This window comes from Paenibacillus sp. (assembly GCF_031177825.1).
Classification (GTDB): Bacteria; Bacillota; Bacilli; order Paenibacillales; family YIM-B00363; genus Paenibacillus_AE.
The window spans coordinates 273,953-290,072 of record NZ_JAPSKE010000004.1; the positions used below are offsets into that span (position 1 = coordinate 273,953).

Genomic DNA, 16,120 nt, shown 5'->3' on the forward strand with positions numbered 1-16,120 from the left:
ACGAAAATCACCTCGAGCGTTGAGTGTAATATAACGTACCGGCGAAGGCGAGACCGAAGACGATCGATGCGGCGCCCCCCGCGAGACCCCAGCTTCCCGGATGGGTCGGCACCGCGAGCGCCGCAGCCCCCAGATAGACGTACGTGAGGCTGACGATGACGCCGAGCGCGAACGAACCGGCCCGTTTCGCGGAAGCGAGGAACCCGGCGTACAGCAGCACGAGGAGCATCGCCGCCTCTTCGCCCCAGCGGAATTGGTCCGCGGTTTCTCCCATCTGCTGCATGCCGGCGTGAATCGCCACCGGAACGAGGATCAGCGCGGCGGCGGCGGACATCGCTAGAAGCGGTCGGGCGTAACCGCCGGCCGGTTCAAGCTTGATCGCCGCCGAACGGCGATGGTAGAAGGCGAACAGCACGAGCAGCACGAGAAGGAACATTACGAAGACGAACGCCTTCTGGAGCGCCATCTGCGGCGATGTGATCGCGAGGACGGCCAGGAACGCGAGATGACCGACGGCGTATACATGAAGCAACACCGGCTTCTCGTAAGGCTTGCGCAGCAAGGCGATGAGACAGCCTCCGAATAGGAACGCGAGCAGCGCTCCGTGCGAAGCCGCGAGCCAACGATACGAATCCGGAACGAACGTCTCGTCGTTGCAGCCTCCGCAATCGGACGGCACCCAAGGCTCCAACGCCTCCGTGGCCCCTTGCAGGAAGAAAAATCCGAATAACGCGAACAGAACGGCGACGACGCCGAATCCGATTCGCTTCCAGCGCTTCGGCTGGTTTGTTACTGTTGTCGATGCTAGCATATTCCTTAATCCCCTCTCGTCGGTTACTGGTATTCAGCATATCGAATACCGCGACACGACGAATAGAGGTCCATTCCCGGAAATTCGGGAATATCGGTCGGGAACGTTACGTGCGCGATCGGGCGAATAACTCCTCGATGACGGCGATCGCCTTCGCTTTCGATAGGTCGATGTACGCGAGGATGTCGTTCAACCGGTCTGCATCCTGTTTCCCGCCTATTGATCGTTGCTTGCGCAAAAAGACAGCCCGCCGTTACCTCGCGGACTGCCCCTCGGCTTTCCATCATACCGTTCTACTCGATACCTAGTAAGTTACAATAAAAGCTACCATAGAATTGTTAATATTTCCATTCGTTTCTCGTTTTTTCGCGTGGACACGTTCGAAACTCGAATGGCATTACGTTTCCACTCTCGGTTTTCCAGGGTCGCAGTCCGGAGGCTGCACCTCCGATACCCATGATAGTTTCGTTAAGTAATAGCATTCTTCCCTTGCCATATGATCGGCCATAAGCGGCATGAGAGCGCCTAGTACCTCTTTCGTCAGTCTCATCTCTTCCAGCTCTTCCAAGAACTTCGTAAACAAGAGCATCTCGAGCTCGACTTGTTTGTTGAAACGCTGCAGCGCCGGGAATTGTCGAAGCCCTGTCCGGGTATAGCCGGCCAATTCCACGGCTTTCAGGTAAAACGCTTCGAATTGTTTCGTGAAAGCTTCGCTGGCGTGCTTTAATTTCTTCTCGACCGGATCGAGCTCCGCGCTGATCGCCGCGGAATGACCGAATGCGTCCTGCAGCCATACCAGATGATGATGGAGCGCTTCCTGTCGCGGAGGAATTTGACTCTCCTGCAGATAATGAAAGACGGATAACGCTTCTTCGACCTCGTTCACCATATGATTAAGGAACGTGGGCGGCAGGTTGATTTTAATATTGCCCGCAAGATGACGTTGAAGAAGATGCAGCTTGAAAAAGCGAATGTCTTGCCCGTTTCGGTACGCGCTCCGATTGAGTTCAAGGATCGTCTGCGCCGGCGGCTCGGCTCTGGCCGTCTCCAGCATCGCGTCGAAGGAACGAATGAACGACTCCGCCCTGCTTCCCTCTTCTCGCTCTTCCGGGGACAACGCGTTAAGGATGAAACGGGCATGATCCCCCAATACTTGCAGCCAAAACCGGAGTTCGAACAAGGATGCTTCTTCGTAAGTCATCGATTTCATCTCCATACGCGCCTCCACTCCTTACTTGCGTCATGCAAATAAGGTATGCGCATCCGCCCATGGGAATGAATTGTCCGAAAGGATAGGCAAGCCCTATCACGTCATTCCTTCGTTACGGGAAATTCGGCGATCCGCAGCTTCGCGGACGCGTACGGCACTAAGACGATCTCTTCTTCGGCTTCCGTCGAGGCGACCGGACTGGGCGGCAGCTCCCCGGCGGAATTCAACTCCTCCCGCCATTGCGCGACGCGCTTCGCTCTCGCTTTCAACCGTACCGGCGCCTGTTCGGCCAAATAAGGCTGTTCCCGGACCTCCGCTTCCTCGACGGCGAAGGCGCCGCTCTTCCCGCCCGCCGTCAGTCCGTAGTTCCAAGCGGCCCCGGGAGCGGGAACGATTTCCCAGTCCGCGAACGGAAGGTTGCCCGATCGACGCGACCAGCGCTCCGGCAGCGGCAGCGCATATACAAGCGGACCCCGCGTGACGCCGACCGCGTCGTTGGCTCGCTTCTCCAACGCGACCTCCATCGGCAGCGAGACGGTTACGCGGTCGCCCGGCGCCCACTCGCGCTCGACCGTCGCGAACCCCGAGACGATGTCGAGCGCGACGTCCGCTCCGTTGACGCGAACCTGCGGCCGGCCGCACCAAGCCGGCATGCGAAGCTTCAACGGGAAGCGGCAAGCGCGGCTCGGGCGGACTTCGATCTCGACCGCGTCGCGGAACGGATATTCGGTCCGCACTTCGAACGTCGCGTCGACGCCGCCGGCCACCTCGGTGTTCACCGCGCAAGGGGCGTAAGCGATCAACGCGACGCCACCGTCGGGCGCCCCCATCCAGAGTCGGGCGGCGAACTTCGGCCACCCTTGATGCATGTTCGCCGTGCAGCAGCCGAAGTTCGGCTCCAGTCCGAACATATTCGCGTCATCTCGGTTTTCCGTCCAATTGCGGTGCTCCTTCGTGCATTTGATCTGATTGACTTGCTGCACGTATTGATGGCTGGTCCAATCGGCGGAGATCGTCGCCGGCAGCGCGTTGTAGGCGACCCGCTCCAGAATGTCCCCGTACCAGCCGTCGCCGAAGATCCGCACGAGATGCTCCAGCGTGTACATGTACTCCACGACCGCGCACAGCTCTACGCCTTGACTGGGATGCGTGCCGGCGAGCCATTCGTCGCCCGAAAACATGCCGTGCAGCTGCCCATGGTAGCGCATCAGCGCTTCGATCCCCTTACGGGAAGCTGCGCGGTGCTCCTCCCGGTTCGACATTAAAAAATACAGCGCAGGCTCCTTCAGTCCCATCGCCACATTGACGACATGGATGCGATGATCGAACTTCGTCTGATACCGCCAATACGGAAAATCGGTAAACAGACCGGTCCAATCCTCCGTCTGCGCGTGAATCGTCGCCGCCAGTTCCAACAGAAATCGCTCGCCGGTGCGCCGATACAACCATTGAAGCGACAGGATCGCTTCGCCGCCCCGCGCTTTGCCCCAGTCCCTTAGCGGTCTTTCTTCGATATGCGCCGACTGATATCGGAAGTAGTTCAACAGGAACGGAACGACGCGTTCGTCCTCCGTCGCTTCCGCGTACTGAATCAACGCCTTGACCATTACCATGCGCGGCCACCAGTCTTCTTCGTCCGCCGGACCGAATTGCCCGTCCGGCTGCTGACTGCGCAACGTCCACTCGATCCACGGATGCGCTTCGGCCATCAAGGCTTCGTCCTGCAGTAAATAAGCGAGCGGCAGCAAGCCGTCGATATAATACGGACCTCGCTCCCACCTTTCCCCCGGACCGCCGAGCCAGCCGCTGTCCGGACCGAGGTGGTCCCAATGGCGGGGCAGCCTTCCCGTGAATCCTTTGGATTGAATGACAAGCTGATCCTTCAACCAACCCGAAGGCAGGATCGATCCGAGCGGCAGCTCCTCGAATGCAGGCTCCGCCGGAAGCCGATAAGCAGGTTGTAGTCGATGCGCGATGGTCAAGGTACTCTCTCTCCTTTGCGCCGTGCGTCGGGCACGGCCTTATGATCAGTCTCAGTATATAAAACGAAACGAGCCTTCGACAGATCGGATGTGAACCAAACAATCGTACGGAATGAACTTCGTCTGCATCCGCCCCCTCTTTATGCAATGGCTTACATATGTTATTTTACGTGTATGATCGTCTATATCTCCGACTTGCCGTCATACATTCGTCAAACTTTTGCAACCTAATGAACATAGGAGGCCCCCCCATGACCGTGCTGCAATTCCTTGCGCCTCCGCTGCCGCATTTCACGATCGGCGGAGAAGATCGATATCCGTCCGGGCGCAAGCACCTTAGCCGCAGCAAGATCGGGGTATTCGACTTGCTGTTCGTGACGCAAGGCGGCCTCTACATGGCCGAGGAGGACCGAGAGTACGACGTTACGTCAGGGAAGGCGCTGATCCTCAGGCCAGACCTCCAACACCATGCGTACAAGCCTTGTACCGCAGACACTCATTTCTACTGGCTTCACTTCCAAACGACAGGCGGCTGGCGGGAGCTTTCCGACGAGACGCCGAGCGATTATCGGCCGCCGGACGACCCTTATTTGCCGATCGCCTCGTTCATGATCGACTTGCCCCGCTTTTGCAGCTTGGCGAACCCCGCTCGCATGCAGGCGAACTTCGCCCGTTTGCTCGAGATGCAGACGGCGGCCGGCGCGCCCTGGGAACAGCAAATTTTATTTCAGGAAATCGTTCGAGAGTTGAATTCCAGGCAGAGGGAGCTGTGGAATTCGCCGGTATATCGCGTGGCCGAGCAGACGGCTTTATATTTGCGACAGCACTACCTCGCGCCGATCACGAACGCGGCGTTGAAAGAACGCCTTCATTTCCACCCGGCGTATTTGGCGCGCTGCATGAAACAAGTATACGGGTGCACGCCGTTGGCATACGTGAACGGGCTGCGGCTGCGTCAAGCGAAGTCGCTCTTGATGCGCACCGACATACCCGTACACCGCATCGCGACGGACGTCGGCTTTAACAGCTCCACGTACTTCATCCGCTGTTTCGTTCAAGCGGAAGGTATGACCCCGAAGTCGTACCGTGCCCTGCATCGATAAGGCTCCGAACGAAAAGAACGCCCTTGCCTCAGGATTCTCCCGGAGCAAGGGCGCCGACGACGCTAGATTACATTCAAGAAGCTAAACCCGTACACGGAACCGACGGCGAACACGATCGTCCACAACGCTAAGCTGACGGTCATCCAACCGACGACGCGAATTTTGGAAGCGCCGAACGTCAAAGCCAACACCGCGGCGATATCGGTTCCGACGAAGATCGGCGCGATGAGCGCTAACCCGGGGATGCCGTACTTTTCCCATATCGCTCTCGATCGCGTTTCCTTCTTCGTCGGACCGGTGATCCCTCTCTTCGCTCTTCTCGCTTGCCTCCATTCCGAGATTTGCTTGAAGAACAATCCTAGAATCAGGATGAGCAAGAAATTCCCGACGAAAGCCACCACGCTAACCCATATCGGCGACAATCCCCACAGTACCCCAAGGGGCACGACGAGGGATACGTCCATCCAAGGCGCCGCCGCTAGCAGGAATAAAACAATATATTGCCACATCGCACTCGCTTCTTCAGCCCACTCCAACACCTGTCCATCCCCCGCTTCAATATTGATTGAGCTTGCGGATCGTCAGCCAATACACAAGGTATTGACCCAATCCTAAAGCGCCTATGCCGACTAGCGCCGTCAGCCGGTAATCCGCAAATACGAAACACGCGCCGGCCGCCGCGGGCAACGCTAACGTATAGTAGATATATACGTTCCGACATGCCTTGAAAGTAACCCATTGGTGGCCTTCATCCGTCTCGCGAAACTCTGCGGGAACGAACCCTAACGCTTTCACGCGATGCTTCGGATGTCTCCGGTTATACAAAAAAATGAGCGCGGTCCATATCGCCGTAACCGCCGTTAGAATCAAGAGGCCAAGACGGAGCAGCGAAGGATCGACCTTCGGAGCCAATAAAGATAAGACGAGAAATCCGATAACGATCAAAAGAAAGAACGCCGGGACAAACGGGGATCGCACGATTCGTTGAAGCATGTAGCCGCTACTCCTTTATAAAAAATATGTCTTCGACCGGTACGCGGAACGCCTTCGAAATCTTTAATGCCAATGTCACGGACGGGGCGTAATCCCCCTTCTCGATCAGGCCGATCGTCTGCCGAGTCGCCCCGACGGCGTCGGCTAAGTCCTGCTGCGTCCACTTGTAACGCGCGCGAAGCTCGCGTACCCGGTTTTCAAGCATGATCGCGTTCCTTCCACCATGTGATACACCCAATTGTAAATGATCTTTGGCGAAATGTAAATGATCCTTGTCATTATGACAATAATCATTGCCTCATAGTTCAGGGGATTCCGTGAATTCATTCGAGTTTCGTTAAGCTTCGAAGCTGTTTTACGCGGAGGATATCGAGGGTCAAGGCTTTTCGTTCAGACGCAGCCATGAGCGCAGGTTCGACATAAAAAAGGGACCTTACCTTACGGATGCAAGGTAGGTCCCGGTCGTTCGAGCGACTAGACGGTCGATCGCGCCGATCTTCCGCGAGATCCGGACAAATCAGACCGGGTCGAGCGGATCATCGGCAGGAGCAGCAAGACGGCGGCGAAGAGCGAAACGGCTGCCGCAAGCGGAAGCGCGGACCACTCGAAGACCGTTCGTCCTAGCCCGGTTTGCCTACTAAGAAGCAGGATCGAATGTAGGAACAATACGCCTACGCCGCGAAAATCGAGGATTGATCGAGCGGGCGATCCTCGATTGTACGCGTACATGAACGATGCCTCCGTTATTCCAGCCTGAACTTAAGACTGGGTATGGCGCTGGACTTCCATCGGCTGTTTTTTCACGACAGGCACCCATAGCTCGTTTTTGTTTTCTTCCGGCGGCAAATAGCATTCAATCGCCGGCAAATACGCCAAGTCGTATGCGGAGGTCGGGAGCCATTCGGTATATAACCTCTTCCACATCTCCCCGATCCCTTCCGGTCCTCCATCCGCTTCGAAAACAACCCAAGTCGCAGCCGGGAACTCGCGCTTGACCATGCCTTCCGGCGGGGCTTGGACGGACGCGACGGACATGATGTAATGGAACGATTCGTTCTTCCCGTGATCGCCGTCCGCGCATACGCCCAAGATGCCTCTCATGTTCGGATGGGATGCCCGCACTTCCCACAGCCTATCGAACAGTCCTTCCTTCATCGCGCTTGTCCACGCGCGCGGTACGGCATCGGAAGCATCCTCCGTCTTGATCCTCTCTTGCACGCCTACGACGGCGAATGCCTCTGCTTCTTCGATCCGATATTTCATTCCCACGACCCCTTGAATCGATATTTGGAAGGAGATTCGCGGATAGGCCCGAAGAGGGGTGCCGCTATTCCGCGCGGCGGTCGGCGTCGTCCCGTGCAGGTTTAGAAAAGCGCGGGCGAACGCTTCCGGCGACTCATAGCCGTACTTCAACGCGATATCGATCACTTTCGCCTTCCCGCGCTGAAGCTCGAACGCCGCTAAGGTTAACCTTCTGCGTCTCACATATTCCGATAACGGAACGTTCGTAATAAAGGAGAACATCCGTTGGAAGTGATACACCGAGCAGCATGCGACTTTCGCAACGTCTTCGTAATCGATTTCTTCTAACATATGCTCCTCGATATAACCGATTGCTCGATTCATCCGGTCGACCCAATCCATCGCGATCATCCTTCCGACTTCACTATAGCGCATGACGAACGATGGAACCTTGCATTTCATGCACGAGATCGCAAGGGTATTCTTTCATTCGTCGTTCAATATATTTCTATCAGCGTTGCTAGGGTAAGGTATGTAATGCATTGAAACGGAAATAATACGGTTTATACCCTATCCGCGAGGTCACCATGTTACTATCCTTCTCTATCGCCGCAAGCTGGATGCTTATCGCGACGGCGGTTGTCGTTCGAAAGTCGTCGCGTCAGGAATTCGCCTTTGTTTTTCTATTGTCGAATTTCATCAATACCAATGTTTATTATTGGTCCAGCCAAACGCTTCATATCTTCGAAATCTCGAAGAATCCGGCGAGCTTCGTTTCCTTCTCGCTGCTGCAAAGCGCGATCGTTCCGCTATTCGTCGCGGTGACGGCGAACGGTTCGGCACTCGTTCGAACCGTCCCCCGCAAGGTCGCCGTACACGTCGCTTCGATCGCGTTTCTTATAGGCTTGGAGGGTCTTAGCCGCTATCTTCGCATTGTAATTTACAACGAGGTTTACGTATTTTATTGGTTGGCCGGCTATCGTACTCTCTTGTATATCCTGCCGCTCATAGCCTTGCGATTCTTTCGAAGGATGTGCATTCATGCAAGGACCTAATTGGCTTTTCGAGAAGGCCTTCGATCTGAACGATTGGTTTGTGCTTGGCTGCATCGTCCTTTCGTATAGTTCGATTTATTTTATGCCGAAGCGGTTATCCCAATCTACCATGCTATTAATCTTCCTTTTCAGCGCAACGTTCGCAAGTATATTGGACAACTCCATCGGCGGACATATATTCGATCTCTACGACATTATGGACGGGCCGGCCTATACCTTCATGGATTTTACGCTTTACTTTCTTTACGCGCCGTTCGGCTATTTCTTCGTCTACTTTTACGATCTTTTCCGCGTACGCGGACTCCTGAAAATCGGCTACATCGTGCTTTGGGCCGTCTTTTCGACTGCTTTCGAGTTATTATGCTCCGTCGTCGGCGTATTCCATTACAAAGATGGATACGGGCTGCATGACTCGTTTATGATATATCTGATCGTGCAAAGCGTCACGATGATGTTTTATCATTATATTACGGATCGCCCGCTCGGATCCCCCTCATAAGGAAAGGCCGCTCTGCGATCGCAGGACGGCCCGAATAAATTTCGAAAACGCGGGAAGTGATCACGACTTCAACCAACGAAAAAATCCGATCTTGCCTTGCCCGCCGCACTTGTCGCATCCGGTCAATCCTACTCCGCTGCAAGAGGTACATTTGCTTCGGCCGTATTGGACCCCTTCTCCCGAGCACGCGGCGCATTTCACCTTCCCCGTACCTTCGCATGGTTTACACTTCAATCCGCATCCCTCCCTGGTCGTATCATGAACGAGGAGACAGACTATCCTTGCGTGTAATTACCGATGTAAGCGTATCACGGGATGGAAATCAATCTCAAGCGCCGATTTCGCTCGCGGGTCGCGCTGTGGCTTTGACAAGCGAAACGAACCCGCATCAATCGTCGATTCCCTTACGTTTTCTGGAACATTCTGGGTTGTCCATAACGGTTATTGCGCGGACTCGGCGACCTGTAACGCTTCTTCCCCTGAAATTTGGCCGGTGACGGAATAGTGGATCCCGTTCGCGGTCCAGAACAACTCGGTGAGCCCGGGTTGTTCGAACACGAATCCGCCCGCATCGCCGACCGTCGTCTTCGAGAACATTTCTGCCGGGAACGCGGCCGGTAAACGGCTGGCGACGAACGTCAATGTCTTCTCGCCCGAAACGTACGTGAAGATCGCGTCTCGCGCCGGTTCGCCCTCCATCCCCACCGCAACGATCTCCGACAGCGCGAAACCCTTGGGCAGGGCGTTCGGAACGAGCAGGACCGGTCCGAACGCCGCCTCCGCCTCTTCAACGGTGCCGAGCGGCGTCGTAATCAATGGAGAAAGCTCCGAGCCGACGGCGCCTCCGTTCGACGGCGGCTCGCTAACGGCCGGATTGTCTCCCGGCGCCGGGGCGGCCGGCTGCTGCACCATCGGATAGCCGATCAGGAGCATGACCGCGGCTGCCAACGCCGCCGTCCCCATCGTCCAAGACTTCGGGAAAGCCGTTCGCCGAACCGCCTTTTCCGCCGCCGCCGCCCGCCGAACTTTCGCTTTCAAATCTTCGCTCATCTCTATATTGGTAAATAACATCTCGTCCGACTCCTCTCGAAATTGTTGACGCAGCTTACGATCCGTATCCGTCATTAAACTCTCCTCCTTCTTTTATTCTCCGAGCCAACGCCTCGCGCGCCCGGTGCAATCGGTTCCGCACGGTGCCTTCGGGCGTCGACGTCGCATCCGCGATCTCCGGCGTGCTTAGATCCGAGTAATAGTATAGAAACAACGCTTCTTGGTAAGGGAGGGGCAAGCGAAGCACGTGCTGCAGCAGTTCGCTCTTCTTCATCCGCTCGAGCGCTTCCTCTTCCACGCTGATCGTTCGAACCCGCTCCATCCGACCCGGGTCGGTCGGCTGCTCCGAGAACATCCGCACGCCCATCTTGTCTCTGCACGCGTTGACCGCGATCGTCGTCAACCACGTCTTCACCGCGCTCTCCCCGCGGAACGACGTCCATGACCGATAAGCTCGCAGGAATACTTCCTGACTGATATCCTCGGCGAGATGCCGATCCCCGGTATAAAAATAAGCGGTCCGCATGACGGTCGCGCCGTAATGCTCCATGAGCTGCTCGAGCGCTCCCGCGGGATCCTTCGAAAAATCCTCTTTCCTCTTCAAGCCGGCCGGCTTCACTGGATCACCACCTCCAACCTATTAGACGGCCCGAGGAAGAAATCCGCTTCATCGCGCGACGCCCGGATGAAAAAAAAGCTGCATCGACTCCGGTTCGGAAATCGATACAGCCGTTTTCCCTAAGATTGGAATTGGATAAACGCGATCAGCCCGACAACCCCCGCGACCGCGGAAACGACGTAGTAGAGCGTTAGACGCGTCCAGTTCCCTTTCGTCTTTCGTTCATATTCGGGATTGCCTTCCCGGTTTTCCTTGGAAACCCCAACCGCGATCGTGCCGACGATGCCGACGAGCAAGAAAAAACAAACCAATATGATATAAATATACTGCGGCATTGCGTTTCCCCACCTTTTTTCTTATCATAGGCCGAGCTCGGCGAGTTGAAACCATCCAATCGGACGGCATTTGACCCATCCACTTGTCATTCTTCCCGTGGTTGGTACACTAAGAACAGGTCGTCTTGCGCTTGATTCCGTATATCTTCGCGAAGAGGTGTCGTCTATTGTGGAAGCCGGATCGTAACAGCCCCAAGCCGTTGTACCGGCAAATTGCCGAGCATATCGAGCGGCGGATCGCCTTCGGGGAATTGCCGCCGGCCAGCGCGCTCCCCTCCGAACGCAAATTCGCCGAGCAGCTCGGCGTGAATCGAAGCACGGTCGTTCAAGCGTACGAGGAACTGCGCGCCTCCGGCGTCATCGAGAGCGTAACTGGCAGCGGGACTCGCGTCAGTTCGTATCAGTGGGGGATGGCACTCGCCCGCACGCCGAATTGGAACCGTTACGTCGGAGGCGGCACGTTCCTGCCGAACCTTCCGCTCATGCGCAAAATCCGCGAAGGCATCCGAAGGGAAGAAGCGTACATCAACTTCGCAAGCGGCGAGTTGGCTCCGGAACTGTCGCCTAACGAGGCGATTCGGCAAGCGATGGGGAATCGTTCTTTCCAAGAACCGCTGGGGTATGGAGACCCGCAAGGGTATGTCCCCCTGCGCGCGGCGTTGTCCTCCTTCCTATCCGAATACCGAAGCATTCAAGCGACGGACGAGTCCGTCTTCATTACGTCGGGTTCGCAGCAGTCCTTGTACTTGATCGCCCAATGTTTGTTGAGTCCCGGTCACGCGATCGCCATCGAGAATCCTTCGTACGGCTATTCGCTGCCGATGTTTCAATCCGGGAGCTGCCCGGGGAACTCTCCTTCGAGATCCCCAGAGGCGGCTTGAATGTATGGTGTCGCATTCATCGACCGATCCAAGACAACGCGTTGTTGGAAAACGGGTTCAAGCAAGGGGTTCTCTTCGTTCCAGGGACCGTTTTCGGCTCCGACGCAGGGTATGTTCGTTTCACGTACGCACGGCCTCCTATGGAGCAGATCGTACCCGGCGTCGCGAGGTTCGCGGCCGCGTTGCGCGCGACGCGAACCGTTCCGTAGAAGACCGCCGACGAAGGTCTCTCTTTTTCCGGAAAAAAGGTTGACGTCTCCGCGAATAATCGTAATAATTACGAATAATATGAGATAGCTTGACTGATTCGCAAACGGAATATTTCTGGAGGTTTATGCAATGATCGCTCCTGCCGTTCGGCTTGGTTTGTCGCTTGCGTTGCTCGTGTTCGCAAGTTTCCTTATCGTCTTATTTATGAATCCGGAGGTTATCCGCAACCTGCCCGAGTTGCAAACCTCCAGTATCCAAACGTTCAAAACGATGTTCGTCAGCATCGTCCTGGAGGCTTTCCCCTTTATTTTGCTTGGCGTCGTGCTGTCGTCGATCCTGCAAGTATTCGTACCCGACCGCGTCGTCCAGCGATTGATCCCGAAAAACCCTGTGCTTGGCGTCCTAGTATCCTGTTTGTTGGGCGTCATCTTCCCGATCTGCGAGTGCGGAATGATCCCTGTCGCCAGAAGGCTCGTGAAGAAGGGGCTACCGCTCTACTCCGCGGTTGTTTTCCTGCTCGCGGGACCGATTCTCAACCCCGTCGTATTCGCCTCGACCTATATGGCGTTCCGATCGAGACCTGAGATCGTCTATTCGCGGATGGGGTTAGCGTTTGCCGTCGCCGCGGTCGTAGGGCTATTGGTTTACGCCTTCGTAAAGAAGGATCCGTTGAAGCCCGTTCCGAGTCACGCGCATCACCATGATCATCACCATCGCGACAACCCCTCGGCCGGTACCGGAAATAAGCTGTTTACGACCTTCGAGCACGCGTCCGGCGAATTTATCGACATGGGCAAATATCTAGTGTTCGGCGCCCTCCTTACGGCAGGCGTTCAAACCTTTTTAGACCGAAGCAGTCTGCTCGCCATCGCGAATTCCGAATGGCTTTCCAACTGGTTCATGATGGGATTCGCTTATATTCTATCGATCTGCTCTACTTCCGATGCGTTCGTCGCCTCCTCGTTCGCGTCTACCTTTTCCGCGTCGTCTCTGGTCGCCTTCCTTGTCTTCGGACCGATGTTGGACGTGAAGAGTACGTTGATGATGTTGGCGGTGTTCCGACGCAGGTTCGTATTGTTCGTCGCCTTCTTTACGTTCGTTGCGGTCTCCGCCGGCGTATTTTTACTTGGGAGATTCATCTAAAAAACTAGTAAGGAGAGGAACCGCATGGCGATCCACCAATTATTTCGAGCGCTCGTGTCGGCAGGGTTTTCTACATACATTATTTACTTGGTAAAGATCGATGCCCTGCAATATTATATCGCGCCGAGAATGGAAATTTACGTAAAACTATCGGCCATCGTCTTGATGATGTTCGCCGTCGTTCAAGTGTTCGCGATGTTCGCGGGCGCGAGAGGACGTCGCGTCGATTGCGGTTGCGAGCATCCCCCCTCCTCGTCGGCGTGGCGCAATGCGATAACGTACGTATTATTGTTCTCCCCGCTCGCGTTCGGCTATTTCCTTCCCGACCTTGCGCTCGGAAGCGATCTGGTCGACAAGAAGGGCATCGTTCTCAGCCGCAGCGAACCGGTGACGCCTGCCGCTCCTCGGGAAGCGACGCCCGCGCGAACGCCCGTTTCGGAGCCGGAGCCGCTGCAGGACGAACAATTGTTGCAGACGTTCCTGACCGGCGATCTGTACGAAGACCAATATGCAAGCATGGCGGTACGATTAATAAAACAAGATCCCATGATCGTTCGGGAGGATGCTTACTTAGAGATGATCACGGCGATCGACCTCTTTATGAATCGATTCGTCGGGAAGCGCGTGCAAATCGAAGGGTTCGTATATCGAACGGAAGAGATGGCCGCGGATGAATTCGTCGTGGCGAGGATGGCCATGGATTGTTGTTCCGCCGATGCGACGCCCTATGGATTTCTAGTTCAATCCCAAGGAGCGTCGCGGTTCGCGGAGGATACTTGGATCCGGGTGACGGGGACGATCGGGACCGCCGATTGGGGCGGCGTGGAGATCGTAAAGATCGAGGCGGCGGAAGTCGCCGACATCGATTCGCCGGAAACCCCGTACGTGTATCCGAATTACGAAGCGCTGGACGAACCCCCGACTCAAGAGTAAGGTTTTTCCTTCGAACGGCGGAGCAAATATAAAAAGAACGGCGCCCCCAACAGCGTAGTAACTGCGCCGACGGGCAAACTTGCGACGTGGTGTTCCATCCCCGGCAGGGGCAATCGGATCGCCGCGCTTTGGCCGACCCAGTCCGATGCGAGGAGCAACAAGGCCGAGAAGAGCGCGCTCGTCGGAAACAACGCCGTCGGGCGCCTCCCAACGAACCACCCCGCGACATGGGGACCGATCAATCCGATGAAGCCGATCGATCCGACGACGGAGACGGAGGCGGCGGTCAGCGCGGAAGCGATCGCGAGCAGCAGGAAACGGGTACGATTCACGGCGAGGCCCAGCCCGGCGGCCGAGTCGTCTCCGAGCTGTAAAATTTCTGCCTTCCGCGCGTACGCCAGCGCCAGGCCGATCCCGAACAACGCCCATGGCCAGAGCGCCGACCAACTGCTCCAGCCTCTCCCGTTAAGCGAACCGAACAGCCATAGAAAGATCGAGGACAGTCCCTGCTGTCTATGGAGCAGCAGGAGCGACGTCGCGGACTGCAAGATCGACGCGGTCACGACGCCGATGAAGGCGAATCGCGCGCGGTCGGCGCTCTGACGCGAGTTCAACGCCAGGACGAGCAGCGTAGCGCCGACGCCTCCGAAGAGCGCAACGAGCTGCAGCGGAACGTTGTCCCCGAACGAGCCCGCCGCGAACGTCAGCCACAGGACCGCGAACAGGACGGCGCCGGCCGAGGAGCCCATCAGACCCGGCTCGACGAGCGGATTCCGCAAGATCGATTGCAGCATCGCCCCCGCCGTACCCAGCATGGCGCCCGCCGCAACGGCGATGAGCGCTCTCGGAAGGCGCAAATTCCAGATGACGTGCCGCGTCCCGGCATCCGTTTCGACGCGAAACAAAGCCCGTATGACTTCCGCGAAGGAATAAGGCGTCTTTCCGAAGCCGATGTAGAGCACGAAACAACCCAAGAGTGCGAACGCCATCGTCAGCAGGACCATCCTCGTTTTATTACCCGCATACGTTCCATTCCCTTCACCCATTCGCGACTCCTCCTTGCCGTCTGACCATGAGAATCAAGAAACAGCTCCCGCCGAGCAGCGTCGTCCAGACCCCGACCGGAATTTCCGCCGGGTACAGCAGCAGCCGCGCAACCGCGTCCGCGGAGACGAGCAACGCGCCGCCGCACAGCATCGAAAACGGCAGCGTTAACCGGGCGTCGTTGGTTCCGAGCATCGATCTTGCGAGATGCGGGGCGAGCAGCGAGATAAACCCGATCGGACCGCACTGAGCCACGGTCACCCCTACGAATCCGGTACACAGCGCTAAGATCGCGCGACGCGACCGCTCGACGTTCACGCCGAGACCCGCGGCCACATCGTCGCCAAGCTGCATGACATTCAAAGTTCGGAGGTAGAGGAACGCCATCGGCGCCATCGCTGCGAACCATGGCAGGGTGCGCTCGACATGCTCCCAGCTTCGATTGGCAAGCGAGCCGAGCAAGTATAAATAAAGCTGATTCACGTCGTTGCTCGTACCGAGCGCGATCAAGAGAATGAGCGTGCCGTTCAGGATGGCGGATACAGTCATGCCGATGAGAAGCATGCCCACCGCGCCGCGGCTGCCTCTTGCGGCCAGCAATACGCACACTCCCCCCGCCATTCCTCCCAGCAACGCGAACAACGGCTGCGCATGCCAGGATACCGGAAGCTGCAGCACAGCGATCGCCCCCATCGCGAGGGACGCCCCGGACGATACGCCTAGCAGCTCAGGTCCCGCCAAGCGGTTGTTCATCGCGCCTTGCACTAGCGTACCTGACGCTCCGAGCATCGCGCCGATTAAGACGCCAAGCGCGGCCCGAGGCAGACGCATCTCCAAGACGATCGTACGCGCGAGCGGTTCCCCCTCGTTCCGGAAGACGATGCCGAACAGCTCGCCCCACGTCAAGTTGGGGGTTCCTAAGGCAGCCTGCGCCGCCGACGAAGCGAGAACGACGAGTATCAGCAAAATCGGCAGCAGTACGGATCGAACGCGAGGTCTCATGTCAATTC

The 16,120-nt window shown here is 56.8% G+C and carries 18 protein-coding genes; 5 read left to right on the forward strand and 13 right to left on the reverse strand.

Features of this window, described 5'->3' with window-relative positions:
* Nucleotides 1-7: 7 nt before the first annotated feature.
* The 4 genes from RIN49_RS06965 to RIN49_RS06980 all read right to left on the reverse strand — a co-directional run bounded on the left by RIN49_RS06965 (nt 8) and on the right by RIN49_RS06980 (nt 4,003).
* Nucleotides 8-811, reverse strand: a complete 804-nt coding sequence (locus tag RIN49_RS06965) for a hypothetical protein (protein WP_309119436.1) — start codon at nt 809-811, stop codon at nt 8-10.
* A gap of 106 nt (nt 812-917) precedes the next feature.
* Nucleotides 918-1,049: a hypothetical protein gene (locus RIN49_RS06970; protein WP_309119437.1), complete on the reverse strand. Its 132-nt coding sequence runs from the start codon at nt 1,047-1,049 to the stop codon at nt 918-920.
* A 159-nt stretch (nt 1,050-1,208) separates the two neighbouring features.
* Nucleotides 1,209-2,021: a DUF2935 domain-containing protein gene (locus RIN49_RS06975; RefSeq protein ID WP_309119438.1), complete on the reverse strand. Its 813-nt coding sequence runs from the start codon at nt 2,019-2,021 to the stop codon at nt 1,209-1,211.
* 101 nt (nt 2,022-2,122) lie between these two features.
* Nucleotides 2,123-4,003 carry a beta-L-arabinofuranosidase domain-containing protein gene (locus tag RIN49_RS06980; RefSeq protein WP_309119439.1) on the reverse strand — a complete coding sequence of 627 codons (1,881 nt, stop codon included), beginning with the start codon at nt 4,001-4,003 and terminating at the stop codon, nt 2,123-2,125.
* Between the two features lie 251 nt (nt 4,004-4,254).
* On the opposite strand from RIN49_RS06980, the gene RIN49_RS06985 reads away from it, so the two are divergent.
* Complete coding sequence (locus tag RIN49_RS06985) at nt 4,255-5,106, forward strand: helix-turn-helix transcriptional regulator (protein ID WP_309119440.1); 852 nt, start codon at nt 4,255-4,257, stop codon at nt 5,104-5,106.
* Nucleotides 5,107-5,168: 62 nt separating this feature from the next.
* Here the strand turns inward: RIN49_RS06985 and RIN49_RS06990 are convergent, their stop codons facing one another.
* From RIN49_RS06990 to RIN49_RS07005, 4 genes are all read right to left on the reverse strand, one after another.
* Nucleotides 5,169-5,645, reverse strand: a complete 477-nt coding sequence (locus RIN49_RS06990; protein WP_309119441.1) for a small multi-drug export protein — start codon at nt 5,643-5,645, stop codon at nt 5,169-5,171.
* Between the two features lie 16 nt (nt 5,646-5,661).
* A complete protein-coding gene (locus tag RIN49_RS06995) occupies nt 5,662-6,099 on the reverse strand; it encodes a hypothetical protein (RefSeq protein WP_309119442.1) in 438 nt (145 codons plus the stop codon).
* Between the two features lie 7 nt (nt 6,100-6,106).
* Nucleotides 6,107-6,307 (reverse strand): helix-turn-helix transcriptional regulator, encoded by a 201-nt coding sequence (locus RIN49_RS07000; protein WP_309119536.1) that lies wholly within the window; start codon nt 6,305-6,307, stop codon nt 6,107-6,109.
* A gap of 551 nt (nt 6,308-6,858) precedes the next feature.
* Nucleotides 6,859-7,743: an AraC family transcriptional regulator gene (locus tag RIN49_RS07005; protein WP_309119443.1), complete on the reverse strand. Its 885-nt coding sequence runs from the start codon at nt 7,741-7,743 to the stop codon at nt 6,859-6,861.
* Nucleotides 7,744-8,382: 639 nt separating this feature from the next.
* On the opposite strand from RIN49_RS07005, the gene RIN49_RS07010 reads away from it, so the two are divergent.
* Complete coding sequence (locus tag RIN49_RS07010) at nt 8,383-8,895, forward strand: hypothetical protein (protein ID WP_309119444.1); 513 nt, start codon at nt 8,383-8,385, stop codon at nt 8,893-8,895.
* A 441-nt stretch (nt 8,896-9,336) separates the two neighbouring features.
* Here the strand turns inward: RIN49_RS07010 and RIN49_RS07015 are convergent, their stop codons facing one another.
* From RIN49_RS07015 to RIN49_RS07025, 3 genes are all read right to left on the reverse strand, one after another.
* Complete coding sequence (locus RIN49_RS07015) at nt 9,337-10,020, reverse strand: hypothetical protein (RefSeq protein ID WP_309119445.1); 684 nt, start codon at nt 10,018-10,020, stop codon at nt 9,337-9,339.
* A complete protein-coding gene (locus RIN49_RS07020) occupies nt 10,001-10,564 on the reverse strand; it encodes a sigma-70 family RNA polymerase sigma factor (protein ID WP_309119446.1) in 564 nt (187 codons plus the stop codon). The genes RIN49_RS07015 and RIN49_RS07020 overlap by 20 nt, the downstream gene beginning before the upstream one ends.
* 119 nt (nt 10,565-10,683) lie before the next feature.
* Nucleotides 10,684-10,899 (reverse strand): hypothetical protein, encoded by a 216-nt coding sequence (locus RIN49_RS07025; RefSeq protein WP_309119447.1) that lies wholly within the window; start codon nt 10,897-10,899, stop codon nt 10,684-10,686.
* A 167-nt stretch (nt 10,900-11,066) separates the two neighbouring features.
* On the opposite strand from RIN49_RS07025, the gene RIN49_RS07030 reads away from it, so the two are divergent.
* The 3 genes from RIN49_RS07030 (at nt 11,067) to RIN49_RS07040 (ending at nt 14,066) form a co-directional block, all read left to right on the forward strand.
* Complete coding sequence (locus RIN49_RS07030) at nt 11,067-11,780, forward strand: aminotransferase-like domain-containing protein (RefSeq protein ID WP_483874277.1); 714 nt, start codon at nt 11,067-11,069, stop codon at nt 11,778-11,780.
* A 339-nt stretch (nt 11,781-12,119) separates the two neighbouring features.
* Nucleotides 12,120-13,133 (forward strand): permease, encoded by a 1,014-nt coding sequence (locus RIN49_RS07035; RefSeq protein WP_309119448.1) that lies wholly within the window; start codon nt 12,120-12,122, stop codon nt 13,131-13,133.
* 24 nt (nt 13,134-13,157) lie between these two features.
* Nucleotides 13,158-14,066: a TIGR03943 family putative permease subunit gene (locus RIN49_RS07040; protein WP_309119449.1), complete on the forward strand. Its 909-nt coding sequence runs from the start codon at nt 13,158-13,160 to the stop codon at nt 14,064-14,066.
* Here RIN49_RS07040 and RIN49_RS07045 read toward each other — a convergent pair.
* Complete coding sequence (locus RIN49_RS07045; protein ID WP_309119450.1) at nt 14,057-15,112, reverse strand: FecCD family ABC transporter permease; 1,056 nt, start codon at nt 15,110-15,112, stop codon at nt 14,057-14,059. The genes RIN49_RS07040 and RIN49_RS07045 overlap by 10 nt on opposite strands.
* Nucleotides 15,105-16,112, reverse strand: coding sequence for a FecCD family ABC transporter permease (locus tag RIN49_RS07050; protein WP_309119451.1), 1,008 nt, complete (start codon nt 16,110-16,112; stop codon nt 15,105-15,107). The genes RIN49_RS07045 and RIN49_RS07050 overlap by 8 nt, the downstream gene beginning before the upstream one ends.
* Between the last annotated feature and the right edge of the window lie 8 nt (nt 16,113-16,120).

Coding starts and splice junctions, on each gene's coding strand:
- RIN49_RS06965 (WP_309119436.1), bottom strand. CDS start 811: ATGCTAGCATCGACAACAGTAACAAACCAGCCGAAGCGCTGGAAGCGA.
- RIN49_RS06975 (WP_309119438.1), bottom strand. CDS start 2,021: ATGAAATCGATGACTTACGAAGAAGCATCCTTGTTCGAACTCCGGTTT.
- RIN49_RS06985 (WP_309119440.1), top strand. CDS start 4,255: ATGACCGTGCTGCAATTCCTTGCGCCTCCGCTGCCGCATTTCACGATC.
- RIN49_RS06995 (WP_309119442.1), bottom strand. CDS start 6,099: ATGCTTCAACGAATCGTGCGATCCCCGTTTGTCCCGGCGTTCTTTCTT.
- RIN49_RS07005 (WP_309119443.1), bottom strand. CDS start 7,743: ATGGATTGGGTCGACCGGATGAATCGAGCAATCGGTTATATCGAGGAG.
- RIN49_RS07010 (WP_309119444.1), top strand. CDS start 8,383: ATGCAAGGACCTAATTGGCTTTTCGAGAAGGCCTTCGATCTGAACGAT.
- RIN49_RS07015 (WP_309119445.1), bottom strand. CDS start 10,020: ATGACGGATACGGATCGTAAGCTGCGTCAACAATTTCGAGAGGAGTCG.
- RIN49_RS07025 (WP_309119447.1), bottom strand. CDS start 10,899: ATGCCGCAGTATATTTATATCATATTGGTTTGTTTTTTCTTGCTCGTC.
- RIN49_RS07035 (WP_309119448.1), top strand. CDS start 12,120: ATGATCGCTCCTGCCGTTCGGCTTGGTTTGTCGCTTGCGTTGCTCGTG.
- RIN49_RS07040 (WP_309119449.1), top strand. CDS start 13,158: ATGGCGATCCACCAATTATTTCGAGCGCTCGTGTCGGCAGGGTTTTCT.
- RIN49_RS07045 (WP_309119450.1), bottom strand. CDS start 15,112: ATGGGTGAAGGGAATGGAACGTATGCGGGTAATAAAACGAGGATGGTC.
- RIN49_RS07050 (WP_309119451.1), bottom strand. CDS start 16,112: ATGAGACCTCGCGTTCGATCCGTACTGCTGCCGATTTTGCTGATACTC.